This is a genomic window from Gimesia aquarii (assembly GCF_007748175.1).
Lineage (GTDB): Bacteria > Planctomycetota > Planctomycetia > Planctomycetales > Planctomycetaceae > Gimesia > Gimesia aquarii_A.
Genome location: NZ_CP037422.1, coordinates 1,768,416 through 1,787,191, shown reverse-complemented (window position 1 = coordinate 1,787,191; position 18,776 = coordinate 1,768,416). Strand labels below are relative to the sequence as shown.

Below are 18,776 nucleotides of genomic sequence, written 5' to 3'. Positions count from 1 at the left end.
ATGCCGATTCCGGATTAGCGGTTTTATAGATCGCTTTTGATTTTACTTACTTCAGATAGACAGTCAGGGCTACGGTTCATTCATGGATGTTTCTCAAATTGAAGATTACTATCATCGCTCACTGACCGAAGTGGGAAAAGCACTCATGGGTCAGGAAGATCTGGTGGAAGGAGTTTTGATTGCCTTATTTTGTGAAGGAAATGTACTGATCGAAGGTGTCCCCGGACTTGGTAAAACTCTCCTGGTGAATGCCCTCAGTCGCGCTTTATCTTGTCAGTTTAAACGTATTCAATTCACACCTGATTTAATGCCTTCGGATATTACCGGGCATTCCGTGTATGACATGCATGAGAAAACTTTCACGTTCAACCAGGGGCCCTTGTTTACTAATCTTCTTCTGGCAGATGAAGTCAATCGCGCTCCTGCCAAAACACAGTCTGCACTACTGGAGGCAATGCAGGAACGGCAGGTATCCGTCGATGGAAATACATATCAGTTGGAACGCCCTTTTCTGACGATTGCGACTCAGAATCCTTTGGAACAGGAGGGAACGTATCCCCTGCCGGAGGCACAACTGGACCGGTTCATGTTCAAACTCATCGTGGACTATCCGACACAGGACCAGGAAAACGAGATCCTCAATTTGTATGCTAGCGGTAAAGATAATCGCAATCTCGATAGTTTTGGTATCGAGCCAGTTCTTAACACGGAAACAATTTTGGCCATTCAGAAACGTGCGACAGAGATTATTGTAGAGCCTTCGATCATTCAATACATCACATCAATTGTCTCGCGTACGAGAGGCTGGCATACAATCGAAGTGGGAGCCAGTCCACGTGCCAGTGTGAACCTGCTGATTGGAACACGTGTGTTGGCTGCGTGTCGAGGACGAGATTTTGTTGTTCCCGATGATGTCAAAGAGCTGTCGTTACCTGTGATTCGCCATCGAATCCGTCTGCATCCCGAAGCGGAAATTGAAGGCATTGATGTCGATGACGTCATCCGTGAAATTCTGGAGAGTGTCGAGGCCCCTCGCCAATGATGCCACGTCTTTCACTTTTGTTTTTGTTCGCGACTGCCATCATCCCGTTTGCACTCGCAACGTTCTGGCCAATGGCGGCACAAATGGGTATTTTGATTTGTCTGGGAGCATTTCTGCTGGCATTGATCGACTTGGCCATCACGCCTTCGTTGCTGGTTATCGAAGTTCACAGAGACGTCAAAGAGGTGCTCAGTGTAGGCACTCCCAATAGTGTGAAACTCTGGTTTACGAATCGAGGCTCAGTTGCCTTGAAAATCGAGGTACACGATGAGCCGCCGACTCCCTGTCATTACACTGATCTGCCGTTTGAAATCGAATTGTTTCCGAATAAGCATCAATACAGCATCTATCATGTGGAACCACATCACCGAGGCGACAATCGGTTTCGCCGTGTGTTTCTACAAATGAAAAGTCGATTGAAACTATGGACGATTTATGATGAACGGGATATCCATCAGCAGGTCCGTATCTATCCGGATATCAAATCAGTGCATGGTGTCGAGCTATTAGCCCGCCGCAATCGATTGGCAGCGGCGGGAGTGAAACTTTCACGTTTAAGAGGCAGAGGTACCGATTTTGACCGTCTGCGGGATTACCGTCGAGAAGATGAGCTGCGTAGTATTGATTGGAAAGCCACTTCACGTCATCAGCAATTAATCAGTCGTGAATATGTCGTTGAAAAAAATCAGAACATCATTTTTTTGCTCGACTGTGGCCGATCAATGTGTAATGCCGATCAAGGTGTAACACACTTTGATCGCGCCTTAAACGCTGCTATTCTGTTGAGTTATGTGGCACTCCGACAAGGAGACTCCGTTTCACTTTTGGCCTGTTCCAATAAGGTCGAACGTTGGGTTCCTCCAATCAGAGGCGCTGGTTCGATTCAGAAGCTGATTAGGCAGGTTTACGACCTGGAGCCAATCTATGAAGCTTCAGATTATCAACTGATGGCAGAGCAACTCCAGGTGCGCTACCGTAAGCGTTCGCTGGTCGTGGTATTGACACACGCACTTGATGAAGTTCACATGAGTCATTTGGGCGATGCGATTCGACTTATGCGCTGGCCTCATCTGGTACTTGGGGCGTTTTTGAGAAATGTTCCTTTGCAGGAGCGCATGTATTCCATTCCAGAGACAGACCGAGAAGCATTCCAAATTGCGGCAGCCGCCGAGATCGTCTCGACACAATCCTCTCAGATCGCGGGACTGCAACAGTCTGGTTTACTGGTGCTCGATACATTACCCGAAAATCTATCGGTCAATCTCATCAGTCGCTACCTGGATATCAAAGCGCGTCAACTGCTTTAGTGCTGAGGTTTTTTCATTAGAAACGGTAGCAGGTCGGTGTGATGTCCGATCATTTTCCATTTACCGTTCTCTTTACGAAACAAACTTGTCGCGCGAATTTTCACGTTTCGTATCTGTCCTTCTGGTCCTTTGTTTTTGCCGATTTCATAGTTGCTGACAATCGCCAACTCAGGCCCAACCGTGATTCGCATTTCCTGTGGCATGACTGTCCCCCCCAATTTCATCGCGGCTTGTTTTTCCCAGTCTGCTACGACCTGTTTCCAGCCATGATGAAAGCCTCCATCGGGTCCCATGTAGGTGACATCCTCTTTGTGTGACCATACGTTTTTCATAAGATCTAAGTCTCCGGTAAACATCTGATTGAGGGCAGCATAGAATTGCTTTGCTGCCATGCGTACTGCTTTCTTTTCCTGATTCGCAGCAGAGACGGTATTCGCAAAGATGATACTGGTAGCAAAGAATACGATCAGAGCAAGTTGGTTTTTCATTTCAAAATGTCCTCTCTCGGTCAGGTATTGAATGACTTTTGATCTCTAAAAAGGCGTCTTCAGAGCAGATATACATAATATACTATCGTATGTTTTTTATCGAAGATAGCAATTACAAGGATTCTAAGTGCTTGGTCTGATTCATAATTGGTGATATTAATTTTGTGAGTATTCTCCCTGTAAATGTGAGATCCAACAGGACTCTATCTTGTGCATATCTATAAATAGCCGATACTTATATGTACTTGCGATTTTTCATTTTTCGTGCGACTCAGAATGAGATCGCCTCGATTCTATTAAGTCTTGCAAGGCCTGCAACTTTTTTCTTTTACTTGGTTCAGCACGACGGGTATAATTTAAATTAGTTGAGTTTATTAAAGCATCTCATTGGAGTTCTCCATGGCAGTCTGTTTAGTCCCCGTAAATCAAGGTCGCCCGATTGTTCTCGACAAGGCGATCATTCTCGTAGGGCGTCATCCAGACTGTGATATCGTCATCTCTGATAGCCCCAAGATTTCTCGAAAACACTGTTGCTTGGCGATTGTGAATGACCGTCCTGTCATTCGTGATTTAGGAAGCATGAATGGGGTTTATGTTAATGGAGAAAAAGTAGACCGGCAGGCATGGCTCAAACTAAGTGATGAATTGAAAATCGGTAACGTCGCATATCGTTTAGAGAATATTGGCGCAGACGTCCAGAAAAATGATGCCACCGATAGTAAAAAAAATGGTGATGAAGCACCCACGAAAGCACCTTCAGTGCAACACTTCAAAAAGCCAACTAAAGACATCGATATTTCTCAACAATTTCCGGTAGCAATTTCCGAGAGTGGCGAGAATGTAAGTATCAACGAAGTTGAATCCAACGAAGATTTGGAAGGCGAAAAAGAAGCAGACGAAAATTATTCAGACAGCCACAATTTTGAAGGCACTGGCTCAAACGTCGAGTTTATTTCCACTTAGTCTGATACTGTTTCTTGACCGTGATTCTCCTTTTATCTATCGCGATCTCAACTCAATCAGGCTTTACTTCCATAGTCCTGTTTTTCATTTGAAGTAACAGCGGATGCCAGAACCGGAAGTGGGCAATCATCAATAGGATCAAAAGTGTCAGGCAACTGATGATCCCTGCAATCAAGAAATACCCAGATTGATAATTCCAGATGACCTGATGTTTGCCGGCAGGCACTTTGACGCCGCGATACATGCCGTCAATCAACTCAGCTTCTGCAGGCTGACCATCGACATACACTTTCCAGCCGGGGTAATAGAGATCTGTTAGGATTAAGGTATCCTCAGTGGGAGTTTCCGCTTCGATAATTACTTCATTTGCTCGGTATGTTGAAATATTTGCTGACTGGCCTGCCGCTGGTTTTGCCCAGGCAACACGACCACGGCTACCCTGTAGCTCATAAAAATAGAGTGGTTCTTTAAAGCGACCCCAGGCGGGATTGATGACCTCGTCGAAGCCACTCCAGACGGGCTTGACCGGCCATAAATTGAGATCTAGCGGGTGCTGACTGAGAACATGTGTGACTCCTGCTTTCTGCAACCATTCGATCTGATCGGCGGTCGGCGGTTCTTTGAATGGCAGCGGCTGTGGCATCGCAGTTTGGGGATTGAAATATTGTTCGGGACCAATCCCCAAATAAACGGGTGTCGAAGCAACGCCGATCAAGGTGGGTAAGTTGGCACCAGGGGCAAACAGACGCACGGGTTCACCATATTCCTGACAGATTTTTTTCAACTCGCTCTGCTCAATCTGATTAATGGGTGGATTGGGAATGATGGCAGCATAAGTGACATAACGACTGACAACCCAGAGATCAGCGATGGTAAACAGACAGACGATGGCAACTGTCAAGAATTTCAGATTGGCATTCCAGTTTGCCGTCAATCGTTCCAGACTGACCCCTGCAATCACGGCCACGGCGAACGTCGTTACAATTCCATATCGTCCCGGGCCGGTAAAGAAACTGAAACCGGGTAAATGTTTTGTGATTGGTAGGAACCAGCCGGGTGTATAGAGCACAGCCAGCAGTCCGATGACCGACAGCAAAACGAGCCTGCGGTCTCCGGTCCACGTGCGTAGCCATGTTCCGATCGCGATCAGAATTACGGCTGCGATTCCAAAATAAAGGTGTGCTTCCACTTGATTGGTCGCGTCAGTACCTGGTGCCAACCCCGCATCTAGATTGACTTCATAGGGATACCAGGCCCAGGGTGCGACAATCTGTGAAAAGTACCAGGCAGGAATATGCCCATAACCGGGTTGATGCGATCGTTCACCGACTTCCGCACGTTGGCTTAACTGTTTTAATTCCCAGGTTGGTCCCAGTTGCACAGCCGATAGTGAGTATGCTGATATAAAAGCAAGTAGTAGTAAGATGATTGTCCGACGACGATACGGTTTTAGTTGTTCGGTCGTTTCATCGCGACTGAACCAGATACGCGCTGGGATATAAACGAGTAACATCAACTGTGTGATGAATGCGAGATTGAAGTGCCCCGGCAAGATCTGCATTGCTAAAGCGAAGCAGAGCAGAATCGGGTAGCGCCAATAACGCGTTTGAAAAAATGATTCCACACACCACAGTGTTAAAGGCAGCCAGGCCCCTCCGATGATGGCCCATTCCAGGCAGATACGGGAGGGAAACCAGCCATAAGTATATACAAGGCCTGCAAACAAAGCCGCGATGAGTGAATATCCCAGACGTTTCACATAGAGTCCCGTAAATACAAACGCCAGGATGTAATGTAGAATCTGGACGAAGTTATAAGCAGTGTTGACGGGCAAAGAACGGTAGGCGAAATAATTGAACGGGTAAAACGCCCCTGTCTGGCTCTCTGCGACTAACGGGAAACCATGCCCAATATTTGAATTCCAGAGTGGGAATTCGCCGGCCTGCAAGCGATCGGCAAAGAAAGTTTTTTGTGGAAAGAAATACGTATAGAGATCCCCGCCAATCAAACCACCGCCTGCCCAGAGCCCTTGCCAGAAGATCCATGTCAAACCGACAGCCGCGATTAAAACAACACCGGCAAACAAAGAGGCACTGGGGGGAGAAGGCTTTTCAGGTCGAACCAACTTGGTTTTCTTTTTCGAGGAACGGCTCAAGTGATGGACCTTGTGTAGACGAGTCGGAGTGAGGCGAAAATACAAAAAGTATTCTAAGCTGCTCGATATGATGTCTCAATACACATGGCAGGAGATCTTACTCGCCAAATACGCGATTCAGACGATCTCGGTGATAGGCCAACCGCTGTTCAGAAGTCATAGCAGCAAAGTTGGGCGGTTCATTTGCAGTTTCTGCTGACTTTATCTTTCTCGTTTTGCTCAATTCATTTGTAGAGGGTTTGCCATTCTTCTTTTGTGCTGGAAAGCTAAAGGTTTTGCCATCTTCTCCACCATAGCTCATCACGGCGGTCTGGTAGGTCAGATCGACATCTAAGCTGCGTGTCGGCTTGATATCTAGTTCTTGCAGCACGCCATGATAGGCTTTGACGGCTTCAACCGGTTGGATTTTACCTTCAACCAGATAGCGTAAGAACTGGATGAATGCCAATTGGTGCTCAGCCTGATTGATCTTTCGACCAAATAACGCAACACGCCCGCCATATTTCTGGGCGTCGTGGATGAGTTGGAACGCGTCTAAAGTTGTGCCCGCCGAGCCTCCCAAAATTCCTACAATCAGATGCGGGTCGTAGGCGACCAGTTCTTCCATGGCCTGTGGACCATGATACACCATTTTGAGAAAGACAGGACGTCCCGCAGAGGCAACTCCTGCCAGGGTCCGGGCAATCAAGTCATTGATAAAACCAGGGGCGACATCAGCCGTGACTGCGTTACTAATATTAGGGTCAAAGATTTCCAGGAAGTGACGGAATTTTTTACGCTCGGCCTCTTCACGAAATTCTTTATAACGTTCAATTGTAGCCAGATCTTCTTCAAGATTATTGTTGAAGGTGACAGAGTATAATCCGAGGTCAGCCCCGTAAGCTCGCTCTTCCGGTTTGCAGTCCAAGTGACCACATTGAATGTGGTCCAGACTGGCAGAGCGGAATGGCTTAGCAGGCGGGATATGTAGTTTTCCACCGCGGGGTACATGCACATCAGTGGTATCGTTGGCACGTGCCGCGGGTGTGATAGGTGAATTGTCAAATAAGCGTTCGTCAATCGTCAATTTTTCGCTAGTGCTGGCAGACATCAAAACGATGTCTACCACTTCCTGTTGAATCACTTCACGAATCTGTTGTCGATATTCCGCCAGCGTTTTGTATTTGAGTTCCTGATCATGCCGCTCTGGAGACAAGCCGGGTGCACCGATGCCAAACGCCATATCAGCATCTTTGGCATCCGCGATGATAAACTCTTTCGAGCCGCTGGGATCAGAGTGAATCGATTGAAGTTTTCGATCAAGTGATTTTTCCATCAGACAATCATTTCAAAGTCAAAACGTAGCTTTAAGCGGAACGCAATCAGGATTAAAGAATCATAGACGAGTTGTTGATCAGCCGAGAACTTTGTCAACGGTTTCTCTCAACACTTTCCCAGACTGAGTGAGAGCCATTTGTTCTTTCGGCCAAAGTTCAATCTCCAAGTGTTGTACAACTCCGGAGCGTCCCATTACCGTGGGCACGGAAATACAGACATCTCTGAGACCAAAGGCGCCATCCTGAAGTGAAGAAACAGGCAGAATGCGGCGTTGATCAAGGGCAATGCAATGTACGACATCAGCGATGCTGACGCCAACCGCAAAACCGGCTCCCCCTTTTTTCTTAATGACTTCCGCTCCGCTGCCTCGTGTTTTCTTTTCGACTTCAGCAATCAGAGCAGGATTCGCACCAGGGAATTTATCCAGGGGTAATCCACCCACTTGAGCGGCTGACCAGATGGGAACCATGCTGTCGCCGTGTTCGCCAAGAATCAGAGTGGAAACCTGAGTCGGAGGCACATCCAGACGTGCAGCCAGCATGCTGCGTAGTCGGGTTGTATCTAAAACCGTTCCGAGGCCAATCACCTGTTGCGGTGGCAGTCCCAGTTCTTTCATGGCCAGATAAGTCAGAACATCAACTGGGTTTGATACAACAAAGACAATCGCTCCCGGCTTCGTCCCCACACGTTTGACGTCAGCCAGAATGTTTTTGAACAATTCGACGTTTCGATTGATCAGGTCGAGACGGCTTTCATCAGGTTTGCGGCGTAGGCCAGCAGTGATCACGATCACGTCACTGTCTTTCACAAGCTCAGTGCCACCGGCGTAAATTTTCTGATCGGCCGTTAACGAACTACCATGCAATAAGTCGAGTGCCTGACCTTCTACCAGATCCTGATTCACGTCAACTAAAGCGATTTCTCGAACGATACCACCAGCCTGCAATGCGAAGGCGGCACAGGAGCCAACGAGACCGCCGCCGCCAATAATACTTACATTCATGATCGATTCTTTTCTTTATGATTATGTGATGTGAGTTCTATCACAGAGTTTTAATTAAGATTATTGTCCCAGTGCAGACATGACCTGCTCTGTAATCGCTTTGACCAGTTGCTCAGAGTGGTTGCCATTATTAGTGGGAGTCGGTTGTGTAGATGGTTTCTGCAAGTATCCCGGATAGCTGGGAGCAGGCTCGAATGCCGTTTGCTGTGGGATTCCCTCTTTGTATCCATCGCGGAACGCACTGTTACCACACAAGTCGCAGTCTTCAACGTGGAAACGAGGATCATCGAATCCGAGTTTCTGCTTGAGTTCAAGCAGTTCACGGGTTTCTGTTTCGGTAAAGTAGTTGATGCGTCCCATTTGCTTGGACAAGAGTAGGATCTTGCAGTAAGCGTCCAGGATTTCGGTTTTCCAGTAAGCATCTTCCAGAGATTTACCAAAAGTGACGGTTCCGTGTCCGGTCAGAATAATTGTGTTCGTGCCCCCTTTGAGGAACGGTACGACTGTGTCGGCAAATTTCTGACCGCCGGGTGTTTCATAAGGAGCCATCGGAACTTCACCCATGAAGACTTCGACTTCGGGAAGTACACATTGTGGAATCGGTTCGCGAGCCACAGCGAATGCCGTCGCGTGAGGTGGGTGACAGTGCACAACGGCTTTGACGTCAGGGCGTTCTTTCATGATTGCCAGGTGTAACAGAATTTCGCTGGTTCGCTTACGTGTTCCCGCAATTTGGTTTCCATCTAAATCGACGGCACAAATATCTTCCGGTTTCATGAAACCTTTGCAGATCATGGTCGGCGAACAGAGGACTTCATTTTCTCCGACACGTATGGAGATGTTTCCATCATTGGCTGCAGCAAATCCTTTATTATAAACGCGACGTCCGATTTCGCAGATTTCTTCTTTCAGGTTTCGGTCGTGAATTCCACTGTTCCATTGATTTGACATTGTCTAAGGCTCCAAACGTTAAATAAAAAATGTGTGTTTCAGTAATAGTGATTCGATTAATAAACTTCGATCTGATCCAAAATCGCTGACACATATGCGTCAATCGGTTTTACATCAGGATGAAAAGGAGCCGCTGCTTCTGCACCTTCGCTCACAGCAATCTGGCTGCCAGAGGAAGCCCCTAACTCATCGTAAATAACAAAAGGTTCTGTTTTCTTTTTCTTATTTGAGTTGAGTTCATCCGTCTTTAAAGGAGTCGCAATCAGCCATCGGGCACCATCCAGACTGGGATGCTTGCGTGAAAGTGTCACTTTTCCGATCACTTCTGCGATTTTCATGGTTCATTTCCTTTAGCAGGTTAACTTCCCTCAGTGGGATTGCCTGCATTGACAAACGTCTTAACTAAATTTCTCAGCTCGATAAACGATTTCTGTTCCGGATTCACACAAATCAGATTTGGGTTCATTTGCGTGATGACGGTTCGTAAATGGTTCACATCCTGAACGGCGGCAGCTCGAATTTTCTGATTTCGATTCGCCAGACAGGCTGCTTTTTCCGCGGCTTCGGCAAACAGAACCACGCCTGTTGCATCGGCTCGACAAATACTGCTGATTGTCTCCTTAACGGCTTCTTCCAGTGAAGAACTCAACTCCTGTGACCAACGTGAATTGGTCTGTTGTTCGATTTTTGCCAGTGCATTCTCAACGGCTACTGAATGAGAGAGCACAATGGCCCGCCATGGTGCGCCCTGCCCTTTTGAGGGAGACACGACCGATGTGGGACGATGGACACTCACTTGAAACTCGCGCAGATAATCTTTCGCAGAAGGAGTCAAAAGTGATCCTGCTGCAATACCAATGGCAGTTTGTCCTTTTGTCTTTTCTGCTAATAAATCGGCAGTGATGACTTTCTCGGTCAAAACCATTGAAGAGTCAGGTGTGGAAACAGGTGGTACATTCCCCGTTGCTTGCCTGTCATTGCCCTGCTGGGAAAGGACCGACAAAACATTGTCGACAACCTGATTAACCAACTCTTCAGAAAACTGCATCAGTTTCAAATTAACTCTATTCTTAAATTTATCATTAACGATCGATGACACCCAGAGTCGCCCAGCGAATGGGGGTGTTTTTCACGCCCACCATCTCTCTGACAGCAGCTCCATCAGAAGTCAGCAGTACGGTATCTCCTTTGCCGCACCCCAGTTCATCGATTACCAACTCAGGAAAACCCTCTGCATTGCTTTTAATGTCGAGGGTTTGAACCAGCAATAAGCGCCAGCCATCCAAACTGGGATGTTTGGATGTTGCGGTTGCTCGTCCGATCACTCGACCTGTCAACATAAGATTTTAATTCCTGAGATAGTTTTGATTTTGATTAACAGAATTTCGATTCTGCTAACGTTGCTCAATTAAATAATTCGTAAGTGTCCCACTGTGGTGGAACGTCGGAAACGAGTGAATGTCAGTGGGTTGGTAACCCCTTCACCTGTGGGAGTGGCAATGCTGAATGAAGCGTAACCTTCTCCGCCGTTACCTAAAGCGGCTCCACAAGGACCGTTCTGGACAAACAGTGTAGTGTCCATGATGCGGCCCATCTTCGTAATCACTTCAATGTTTCGTGAATGAATCATGCTGGTGTGTCGGAATCCGTGTTCGAATTCCTTGGCCAGTTCAATTCCGTGGTCTGCGTTGCGGCAGCGAACGAATGGTACGAAAGGCATCATTTGCTCTTCCGGTACGAAGGGGTTGTTCGTATCAGTTTCGCCATAAAGAAGCTCTGTTCCTGCTGGAACACTGACGCCAATCATGCCGGCCAGGACCGAGGCGTCTTTCCCAATCAGATCACGATTGAGAACAGCGTGCCCTCCTGGTTCTTTCGGAGGCGAGAATGCCAGAGCAGTCAGTTGCGCGACCTGCTGAGAATTGAGTTGATAACCACCATGCCGTCCCATAGCAGACATCAACTCGTTAAAGATACTGTCAACGGCGAAGACTTCTTTTTCGCCGATGCAGAGTAAATTGTTATCGTAGGCAGCTCCAATGATGATCGATTTCGCAGCATTGTCGAGATCTGCTGTTTCGTCAACAACAACAGGTGGGTTACCAGGTCCGGCAACAATCGCTCGCTTCTTGGCACCCAAAGCAGCACGAGCCACTCCCGGACCACCGGTCACACATAAGAGTGGAATTCCCCGATGGTTAAAGATTTCATCTGCCGTTTCCAGTGTTGGATTTTCCAGAATCGTGACCAGATTTTGCAAACCGGTGGCCTGATAGATGGCTTTGTTGAAACGTCGGACCCCTTCACAGGCAACTTTTGCTCCGCCCGGGTGTGGATTCACAACCAGCGTATTACCTGAGGCAACCATGTTGATGAAGTTACAGGCCAGAGTTGGCAGGGAATGCGTGACAGGAGTAATCGCGCCGATCACACCAAAGGGGGCAAATTCTGTCAGACTGACTCCGTTATCTCCTGAAACGGACTCGGTCTTCATAAATTCCATGCCGGGTATGTCTTTGATGAGGTGTAGTTTTTCGATCTTATGATCCAGGCGACCAATTTTGGTCTCTTCGAGTTCGAGGCGACCCAATTCATCGGCCTGGGTATCACAGATCTGACGCACAATCTCGAGTGCCTTGGCCCGGTCTTCCAGAGAAGCATTCAACAGTTGTTTTTGCCCCTCAGTCGCGGCAGCGACAGCCTGGTCAACGCAATTGAAGACACCCCAGTCACCATTTTGATGCGCTGTGGAAGAAGCGGAACCGTAACCGCCTCGATTGTTGAGTTGTGATAACACTTCATGTACGACACTTCGAATGGCATCTTCTGTCGCCTGCATAATAGGTTTCTCCCGGAGCAGATCAGTTTTGAGCTTGAAAACTCAAGACGACTGTCTCAGTTATTAAAATTTCAGTTTTGGTTTTCTAGGTTATAGTTTTCCATCTGGTTGCGAATCCATCCGTCGAGTTTTGATTTCGTTGGTACTGAGGCAATCATTGCCAGTAATAAAATGGCAACTGGCACAAAGCCCAGTGGCTGGTTTTCTGCCATTACGGCGACAAGATTGAGAAAGGCGGCACCTTCCAGTAATGCCATTCCAATTATTAGACGCGTTAAGAATATCTGGTAGAATTTTCCCAGCATCTCTTCTTCATCTTCGTTGCCTTCTGCTTTGGCAGTTTGCATGGCTTGTTTAAACTGGTTACGGGCCATCATGTCCGGTACAAAAAATCTGAGGACCAGCATCAATGCTGCTATGCCTATCCCTCCGTACGTGATGACCGGTAAATCCTCGCCGGGAGCCCCTTTGAGGCCAATCATAATGACCACAATTCCAAATGTAACCACACCCATGATGAGCGCAATCCAGATGACCATCATGGTCATGCGCATTTGCTGCAAATTGGCTTGTGGTAACTGACTGGACATGGAATGCTTCCGATTCAGATCGTTTTATTTCTCTTGTGAGTTAAAAATTTCATTCGAACCAATGTGGACTTGATCAACAATGCCAACAATGGCGGCATCGATGGGCAGTGTTTTCGTCTCTGGTGTGAAGCGGGCTGATGACCCTTGTACACACAGTACGACTTCACCCTGCCCTGCTCCGACTGTGTCCACAACGACAAATGAGCGTCCCGTGGGAGTCAGATCGCTTTGGTCTTTTTCGTTGACGCGCAACGGTTCGACAATGAACAGCGACTGTCCTACCATTGTCTCAACTTTCTGCGACGAAACGATGCTACCGGTAATTCGTCCTATAAACATCGAACCAACTCCTCAAAAATCCTAAAAGGATGGCAGTCCTCTCAGGCGTTACGAACGCCCTTCGATGACTTCCACTGTTTGTCGTCCGACGACAATCTCCTCATTCGTCGGAACCACCCAGATTTGTACGTTACTGTCATCTGCCTGAATGGCCGTTTCATCTGAGGCTGACTTATTCTTTTGAGCATCCAGACAAATTCCCGCCCATTCCAGATTGGCACACACTTTCTCTCGTAAACTCACGCTGTTTTCACCGATTCCACCCGTGAAAACAATCGCATCAGCGCCACCAAGTACCGTCAGGTAAGCTCCCAGGTAATGTCGGATGGCAGAGTGGAACACACGGAGTGCTAACTCTGCTCTGGAATGACCGTTGGCTGCCGCTTCTTCCAGATCGCGACAGTCGCCACTCAATCCACTCATTCCTAATAAGCCACCCTTGCTCGACAGGTCTTCCAATAGTTCTGCCAGGGACTTCCCGGTGGCTTTAATTAGAACTGGTAGAGCAAACGGATCAAAATCACCTACACGATTATTATGAGGCAATCCTGTTTGGGGACTCATTCCCAGACTGTTGGCTTGTGAGACACCACCTCGCATGGCACACAACGAACTACTTCCTCCCAAGTGGCAGGAGATTACCCGCAGGTCATCTCTGCCAGTCAACTCGGCCATACGAGTGCCGATATAACGGTGACTGGCACCATGAAAGCCCCAACGTTGAACTTCGTATTCTTCCTGCCATTGATGTGGAATGGCATAGGTACGATTTTCGGCAGGGATGGTTTCATGGAACGCCGTTTCCAATGCAGCAACCAGCGGGATTTCAGGAAACGCCTGACGCAGTTGTCGCATCGCTCGGGCATACGGAGGATTGTGAGCAGGAGCAATATCTGCTAACGCCTCCATCTTGGTCAGTAATTCTTCGTCTACCAGACGCACACCACTTAAGTTTCCGGCAAAGACCGCTTTAAAGCCAATTCCCGCAACTTCGTCAGCCGAACTGAGACAACCCCATTCGGAATTGGTCAATTGAGACAAACATAAGTTGACGGCGGCTGCATGGTCGGGCACATGGTCTGTGTTTTCTTCCCGATGCGAACCAATTTCCACAAAGCAATTACTTTGCTTTTCGCCGATACGATCAATGCCACCTCGTGCAAGTTGCACTTCAGCGGGCATATCGAACAAGCGATACTTGAAACTGGTTGAACCTAAATTAGCAACTAGAACTTTCATTGCAGGAATCCATTCTGTGACAAAAGACTGGTGTTTCAACATCCTGTTCCCCGCTCATCACAATTTATGAATCCCGGGAAGAACCAACAGTACGTTTGATTAAATAAAGTGTGACAATAAACTTTCGGCAGGACGTGCTATCACGTGGGCGCCAACCAGTTCTCCTACTTGAGAAGCAGAGGCAGCACCAGCGTCAACCGCAGCACGAACCGATCCGATATCTCCTTGGATGACTGTTGTCACATAAGCACCACCAATTTGAACCTGGTCAACCAGAGTCACGTTGGCAGCTTTCAGCATGGCATCGGATGCTTCAATTTGAGCAACCAATCCTTTTGTTTCAATAAGACCAATGGCTTCAGAACTCATTTTGTCCTCTTTATATTTAGTTGTGATGGGTTTGGCTGAAGGACCTGTTGACTCGTACCAGTTGAATGTCAACTGGTTCTCATCATCGATACGATCGGATTCAGGAGTTTCAGCCGTCAATGTTGGTAACCCGTTATGTTATTTCTTGGCAGCAGTTTTATTTGGCAGAATGCTGGCAAGTTCTTCGTGAGGACGTGGAATCACTTGAACGCTGACAACTTCGCCTACTTTGCTAGCAGAAGCAGCACCGGCATCGACGGCAGCTTTGACAGCAGCGACATCACCGACAACAAATGCAGTGACCAGTCCACTACCCACTTTTTCCCAGCCAACCATTTGTACGTTGGCAGATTTCAACATTGCATCGGCGGCTTCAATCAGGCTGATGAGCCCTTTTGTTTCCACCATTCCCAGGGCTTCCATTGCTTTCGCCATGAGTCAGTTCTCCTTTTAGAGATAGTTAAGAAAAAAACAGTTCGTCATTTAAATCAGAACCAAAGTCGGTTCTTCAACAATATTAAAGAGATTCTTCTAACTTTATCGTCAGAGGAATTTACTTCTCATTTCAAAATTAGCTGTGTTTGCATTTACAGCCTTCAGGAACAAACAGTTTGACTGAAGTGGCGTGATCCAGATCAACGGCGTTCCCTTCATCAGTATCAATGTGTACTTCGAGTTTCACTTCCGGGTTTTCGCGTACGACGACGTCTTCCAGAACTGTCGTACAGCCATTTGATTCGATCCTCAGGTGCAATTTGTCGCCGTTGGCACAACCATAATGAGCACAATCTGCGGGCGACATATGTACGTGGCGAGCCGCACGGATGACACCTTTATCCAGTTCGACGACTCCTTTAGGACCCATCAATACACAACCAGGCGTGTTTTCCAGGTCTCCACTGATGCGAATGGGGACTTCCAGGCCAAGCGAAATCGTGTCGGTAAAGGCCAGTTCCACTTGGGTATCACCACGGCAAGGGCCCAAGACCCGAACATTGGGAATCATGCGACGTCGTGGACCCACGATGGCGACGGTCTGCGTGGCGGCGAAGTAGCCTTCCTGGTAGAGGTCTTTTTGTATTTCTAACTGAGCACCTTTGCCAAACAGTACTTCGAGGTGTTCTTGTGAAAGATGTATGTGTCGAGCGGAAATATTCACTACTAGGGGGTTAGGTGCAGAAGAAGGCGATGCTGCACTTCCAAGTTGCTGTCCTAAGGCCTGACGAACCAGTTGCTCAATCTGGGAACGTGATATGGAGTTTGTAAGTTGTGTCATAATATCGGGTCTCAATTTCTTGAATTGGATAAGTTATCTGTTTTTGTATGGAGTGTTTTATGTTTCAACGACCGTTAACTCGATCCCTGCATCCTGGATGACTGACTTCCATTTCTCTGAAATACCATCATCGACAACGATGTGATCCACTGCACTGAGAGGGCATAAATGGGCCAGTGCTGAATGACCAAATTTGGTACTGTCTGTGACAACAATGACTTCTTCTGCCGCTGCAAACATTTGTTGTTCGGTTTCCACTAAGAGCATGTTGCTGTTGTAAAGTCCATCTTCTGTAATACCGCCTACACTGATAATCAAACGTCGAACATTGACACTCTTGAGTGACTCTACTGCTGTCTTGCCTAGTGCGACGCCTGTTTTGGGGAACAGAAATCCTCCGATTAACATCAAATCGATATTGGGTTGATTGACCAACAAGTTGGCAATCGGCAGTGAATTCGTAACGACCTGTAGTTGTTTTCCCGCCAGTTGGCGGGCCACTTCCAAAGTGGTTGTGCCTCCATCCATAAGCACTGCTTCTCCGGGAGAGATCATGTTGGCCACAGTTTGTGCAATTAGCCTTTTTTGCCCAGAAGACATAAAAGACCGATCTTCAAAAGTAGCTAATGATTCTCCACTGTAAGCGGCCCCACCTCGGGTCCGTCGAATCTGACCGATTCCGTCAAGATACTCCAAATCCCTTCGAATGGTCGATTCAGAAGCACCCACAGAATCCATCAAATCCACAAGGGACACAAAACCCTTGTTTTCAACAATCTTTAGGATGCTTTCCCGTCTTTCGTCAAGCAACATTGACATGCAAACTCCTCCTGAGACGATATAATTCCCTAAAGAATATGCCTTCCAAAGTGCTTCATTTCAATCATTATTTGCAAAATAACATCAAATTCTTTCAAAATCAATCATTATCTGTCAGTTGTTTTGAATTTTCCTAAAGACTTCATCTTTCCTAAAGCAAATATTCATTTTGAACCGGAATTCAGTAAAGTTTCGCAAAACAACCTGTTTTGAACTCTGTTCAAAGTCCCAGTTTCGTTTTGCTTTCGCTCCTGTTGTTCGTTTCAGGAACGATTTAAAAACTGGCTAAGATCAAGTGCCGTTTCAGCTTTCAACGTTTACATATGAAAGAGCCTTCTTATTCGAGTGTAACGGTTGTCCTTATTTGACCGATTTTGCGTGTTCAAATCATCTCTGCTGAGTAGATTCGAATGAAACGATGACACATCCGAGTCCGTTGATGTCGATCTAAGTTGTTAGGGCTGCGCACAAGGACTGTGCGTTGAATAACTGTCAGGGAGGATCACGGTGAAACGAGCTATTCAAATTGCCGTATCAATTGCAATGGTTATGGTGAGTGGTTGTGCCACTGGACCGGAGCGTCATCTCTCAAAACTGAAGAGCGCGAAACCGGGTGTGAGCCGCGCTTCAGAGCTAGAAGAGCCTCCCTATGTTCTCGCGCTAGACGATGATACTTTCTCAGAGCCTGCTAAAAACGTTTCCCAGTCAATGACACGGCAGGTAGCCCATGATCAACAGCTTGCCACGCCTATTGAGCCATCAGAATCCCTCCTTCTGCCTGCGCCTGATGAAGTTGACAACGAACAATCTATGGGGTTGACGTTAGAAACGCTGGAAGAAATGGCGTTGTCCAACAATCCTACTTTAGTCCAGGCGATGGCACAGGTTGATGCAGCCTCTGGTTCTGCTTACCAGGCAGGTCTCTATCCGAATCCCGTAGTGGGATATGCCAGTGATCAAATTGGTATTGCAGGCACTGCTGGCGAATTACAGGGTGGTTACGTTTCACAAGAGTTTGTGACGGGCGGTAAATTGCAACTGAGTCGTGCGAAATGGTCGCAGGCAGCACGGATTGCAGAAACGAATCGGTCTGCTCAATATGATCGCGTGTTGAACGACGTTCGCATGCATTTCTACAAGACACTGGCGGCACAGCAGCTTGTGGAAGTTCAAAAGCAACTGGTTGCGAATGCAAAAGATAATGTCCAAACTCATAAAGAGATGCTGAATCTCGGACAAACAAATACGCCGGGTCTTCTGCAATCAGAAATCAACTTGCGACAGAATCAACTGAACTTGCAAACGGCCGAGAATGATCTTGAGCAAGCGTGGCGAAATCTGGTTGCGATGGTAGGCACGCCTGAATTATCTCGTACCACGTTACATGGTACTCTTGAACCAACTGAAGAAAAGTTAGATTGGGAATCAGCGTTTCATCATCTTTTGCAAAATAGTCCTGAATTGGTGGCAGCTTGGGAAAAAGTTTGCCATGACGAGATCACGGTGGAGCGAGAACGGGTTCAGCCGATTCCCAATATTCTGGTCAATGTGGATTTTGGTCACAATTTTGAAACGGATAATTCTGTCGCGGGGGTGACTGCCGGTGTTCCTCTTCCCATTTTCGACGATAACAGTGGTACTATTGACCAGGCAATGGCCGATCTCAACCGATCAAGGGCTGACGTGAAGCGGCTGGAGTTAACTTTGAGTGTCAAGCTTGCTGATCAATATCGAAATTATCAGACCAACTGGCAACACATTCAGGCTTACCAGAGTGAGATGTTGCCGAAGGCCAAACAGGTTTATGAACTGTTGCACAAAAGTTACATCATGCGGCGAGCTACCTGGCCCCAAGTGCTCATGGCACAAAAAAACTATCTTGATTTGCAGGCTCAGTACATTGACGCATTGTTAGCGTACCGTGAAACGGATATCTCTATTCGCGGGATGTTATTGACGGGTGGGTTAACCGAACCTCCAGCACCGCTGAGCGGTGGTCATATCAACTCCGTTCCCAAGCCACGGTAACCATAAATTTTATTAACAAGAATCAAACTCTCAACAACACAACGATTCGTT

General features: G+C 47.3%; 20 protein-coding genes. 4 read left to right on the top strand and 16 right to left on the bottom strand.

Annotation, left to right across the window (positions count from 1 at the left end; translation table 11 throughout):
- Positions 1-82 precede the first annotated feature (82 nt).
- The gene (locus tag V202x_RS07105; protein WP_145172509.1) at positions 83-1,042 is read left to right on the top strand and encodes an AAA family ATPase; all 960 of its coding nucleotides are present in this window, start codon (positions 83-85) and stop codon (positions 1,040-1,042) included.
- Positions 1,039-2,349, top strand: coding sequence for a DUF58 domain-containing protein (locus V202x_RS07100; RefSeq protein ID WP_145172507.1), 1,311 nt, complete (start codon positions 1,039-1,041; stop codon positions 2,347-2,349). Before V202x_RS07105 ends, V202x_RS07100 begins: the two co-directional genes overlap by 4 nt.
- On the opposite strand, the gene V202x_RS07095 is transcribed toward V202x_RS07100, so the two are convergent.
- Complete coding sequence (locus V202x_RS07095; protein ID WP_145172504.1) at positions 2,346-2,837, bottom strand: YybH family protein; 492 nt, start codon at positions 2,835-2,837, stop codon at positions 2,346-2,348. The two genes, V202x_RS07100 and V202x_RS07095, sit on opposite strands and share 4 nt — an antisense overlap.
- 399 nt (positions 2,838-3,236) lie before the next feature.
- Here V202x_RS07095 and V202x_RS07090 point away from each other — a divergent pair, with 399 nt between their 5' ends.
- Entirely contained in the window at positions 3,237-3,800 is a 564-nt protein-coding gene (locus V202x_RS07090; protein ID WP_145172503.1) for an FHA domain-containing protein, read from the top strand.
- 52 nt (positions 3,801-3,852) lie between these two features.
- On the opposite strand, the gene V202x_RS07085 is transcribed toward V202x_RS07090, so the two are convergent.
- The 15 genes from V202x_RS07085 to V202x_RS07015 form a co-directional block, all read right to left on the bottom strand.
- Positions 3,853-5,955, bottom strand: coding sequence for a YfhO family protein (locus tag V202x_RS07085; protein ID WP_145172501.1), 2,103 nt, complete (start codon positions 5,953-5,955; stop codon positions 3,853-3,855).
- Between the two features lie 97 nt (positions 5,956-6,052).
- Positions 6,053-7,270: a hypothetical protein gene (locus tag V202x_RS07080; protein WP_145172499.1), complete on the bottom strand. Its 1,218-nt coding sequence runs from the start codon at positions 7,268-7,270 to the stop codon at positions 6,053-6,055.
- 78 nt (positions 7,271-7,348) lie between these two features.
- Entirely contained in the window at positions 7,349-8,275 is a 927-nt protein-coding gene (locus V202x_RS07075; RefSeq protein WP_144982567.1) for a malate dehydrogenase, read from the bottom strand.
- A gap of 60 nt (positions 8,276-8,335) precedes the next feature.
- On the bottom strand, positions 8,336-9,226 hold the full coding sequence (locus V202x_RS07070) for a class II aldolase/adducin family protein (protein WP_144982570.1): 891 nt from the start codon (positions 9,224-9,226) through the stop codon (positions 8,336-8,338).
- A gap of 56 nt (positions 9,227-9,282) precedes the next feature.
- Positions 9,283-9,564, bottom strand: coding sequence for a EutN/CcmL family microcompartment protein (locus V202x_RS07065; protein ID WP_145172497.1), 282 nt, complete (start codon positions 9,562-9,564; stop codon positions 9,283-9,285).
- A gap of 20 nt (positions 9,565-9,584) precedes the next feature.
- On the bottom strand, positions 9,585-10,274 hold the full coding sequence (locus V202x_RS07060; RefSeq protein ID WP_145172495.1) for a hypothetical protein: 690 nt from the start codon (positions 10,272-10,274) through the stop codon (positions 9,585-9,587).
- 34 nt (positions 10,275-10,308) lie between these two features.
- On the bottom strand, positions 10,309-10,566 hold the full coding sequence (locus V202x_RS07055) for a EutN/CcmL family microcompartment protein (protein WP_145172493.1): 258 nt from the start codon (positions 10,564-10,566) through the stop codon (positions 10,309-10,311).
- Between the two features lie 68 nt (positions 10,567-10,634).
- On the bottom strand, positions 10,635-12,065 hold the full coding sequence (locus V202x_RS07050) for an aldehyde dehydrogenase EutE (RefSeq protein WP_145172489.1): 1,431 nt from the start codon (positions 12,063-12,065) through the stop codon (positions 10,635-10,637).
- 71 nt (positions 12,066-12,136) lie between these two features.
- Entirely contained in the window at positions 12,137-12,655 is a 519-nt protein-coding gene (locus tag V202x_RS07045) for a hypothetical protein (protein ID WP_145172486.1), read from the bottom strand.
- 24 nt (positions 12,656-12,679) lie between these two features.
- Positions 12,680-12,994 carry a EutN/CcmL family microcompartment protein gene (locus tag V202x_RS07040; RefSeq protein ID WP_145172484.1) on the bottom strand — a complete coding sequence of 105 codons (315 nt, stop codon included), beginning with the start codon at positions 12,992-12,994 and terminating at the stop codon, positions 12,680-12,682.
- A gap of 48 nt (positions 12,995-13,042) precedes the next feature.
- A complete protein-coding gene (locus tag V202x_RS07035; protein WP_145180430.1) occupies positions 13,043-14,233 on the bottom strand; it encodes an acetate/propionate family kinase in 1,191 nt (396 codons plus the stop codon).
- Positions 14,234-14,332: 99 nt separating this feature from the next.
- Positions 14,333-14,602 carry a BMC domain-containing protein gene (locus V202x_RS07030; RefSeq protein ID WP_145180428.1) on the bottom strand — a complete coding sequence of 90 codons (270 nt, stop codon included), beginning with the start codon at positions 14,600-14,602 and terminating at the stop codon, positions 14,333-14,335.
- 138 nt (positions 14,603-14,740) lie between these two features.
- Positions 14,741-15,037, bottom strand: a complete 297-nt coding sequence (locus tag V202x_RS07025) for a BMC domain-containing protein (RefSeq protein ID WP_144982592.1) — start codon at positions 15,035-15,037, stop codon at positions 14,741-14,743.
- A gap of 136 nt (positions 15,038-15,173) precedes the next feature.
- Positions 15,174-15,878, bottom strand: coding sequence for a phosphate propanoyltransferase (gene pduL / locus V202x_RS07020; protein WP_145172482.1), 705 nt, complete (start codon positions 15,876-15,878; stop codon positions 15,174-15,176).
- Positions 15,879-15,935: 57 nt separating this feature from the next.
- Entirely contained in the window at positions 15,936-16,697 is a 762-nt protein-coding gene (locus V202x_RS07015; protein WP_232098895.1) for a DeoR/GlpR family DNA-binding transcription regulator, read from the bottom strand.
- Positions 16,698-17,204: 507 nt separating this feature from the next.
- On the opposite strand from V202x_RS07015, the gene V202x_RS07010 reads away from it, so the two are divergent.
- Positions 17,205-18,725 carry a TolC family protein gene (locus V202x_RS07010; RefSeq protein ID WP_145172480.1) on the top strand — a complete coding sequence of 507 codons (1,521 nt, stop codon included), beginning with the start codon at positions 17,205-17,207 and terminating at the stop codon, positions 18,723-18,725.
- Positions 18,726-18,776: the final 51 nt, after the last annotated feature.

Excerpts from the sequence above, each read along its gene's own strand:
- V202x_RS07040 (WP_145172484.1), bottom strand. The coding sequence starts at position 12,994 with ATGTTTATAGGACGAATTACCGGTAGCATCGTTTCGTCGCAGAAAGTT.
- V202x_RS07030 (WP_145180428.1), bottom strand. The coding sequence starts at position 14,602 with ATGAGTTCTGAAGCCATTGGTCTTATTGAAACAAAAGGATTGGTTGCT.
- V202x_RS07025 (WP_144982592.1), bottom strand. The coding sequence starts at position 15,037 with ATGGCGAAAGCAATGGAAGCCCTGGGAATGGTGGAAACAAAAGGGCTC.
- V202x_RS07065 (WP_145172497.1), bottom strand. The coding sequence starts at position 9,564 with ATGAAAATCGCAGAAGTGATCGGAAAAGTGACACTTTCACGCAAGCAT.
- V202x_RS07035 (WP_145180430.1), bottom strand. The coding sequence starts at position 14,233 with ATGAAAGTTCTAGTTGCTAATTTAGGTTCAACCAGTTTCAAGTATCGC.
- V202x_RS07090 (WP_145172503.1), top strand. The coding sequence starts at position 3,237 with ATGGCAGTCTGTTTAGTCCCCGTAAATCAAGGTCGCCCGATTGTTCTC.
- V202x_RS07075 (WP_144982567.1), bottom strand. The coding sequence starts at position 8,275 with ATGAATGTAAGTATTATTGGCGGCGGCGGTCTCGTTGGCTCCTGTGCC.
- V202x_RS07060 (WP_145172495.1), bottom strand. The coding sequence starts at position 10,274 with ATGCAGTTTTCTGAAGAGTTGGTTAATCAGGTTGTCGACAATGTTTTG.
- V202x_RS07015 (WP_232098895.1), bottom strand. The coding sequence starts at position 16,697 with ATGTCAATGTTGCTTGACGAAAGACGGGAAAGCATCCTAAAGATTGTT.
- V202x_RS07045 (WP_145172486.1), bottom strand. The coding sequence starts at position 12,655 with ATGTCCAGTCAGTTACCACAAGCCAATTTGCAGCAAATGCGCATGACC.
- V202x_RS07080 (WP_145172499.1), bottom strand. The coding sequence starts at position 7,270 with ATGGAAAAATCACTTGATCGAAAACTTCAATCGATTCACTCTGATCCC.
- V202x_RS07050 (WP_145172489.1), bottom strand. The coding sequence starts at position 12,065 with ATGCAGGCGACAGAAGATGCCATTCGAAGTGTCGTACATGAAGTGTTA.
- pduL (WP_145172482.1), bottom strand. The coding sequence starts at position 15,878 with ATGACACAACTTACAAACTCCATATCACGTTCCCAGATTGAGCAACTG.
- V202x_RS07070 (WP_144982570.1), bottom strand. The coding sequence starts at position 9,226 with ATGTCAAATCAATGGAACAGTGGAATTCACGACCGAAACCTGAAAGAA.
- V202x_RS07095 (WP_145172504.1), bottom strand. The coding sequence starts at position 2,837 with ATGAAAAACCAACTTGCTCTGATCGTATTCTTTGCTACCAGTATCATC.
- V202x_RS07100 (WP_145172507.1), top strand. The coding sequence starts at position 1,039 with ATGATGCCACGTCTTTCACTTTTGTTTTTGTTCGCGACTGCCATCATC.
- V202x_RS07055 (WP_145172493.1), bottom strand. The coding sequence starts at position 10,566 with ATGTTGACAGGTCGAGTGATCGGACGAGCAACCGCAACATCCAAACAT.
- V202x_RS07105 (WP_145172509.1), top strand. The coding sequence starts at position 83 with ATGGATGTTTCTCAAATTGAAGATTACTATCATCGCTCACTGACCGAA.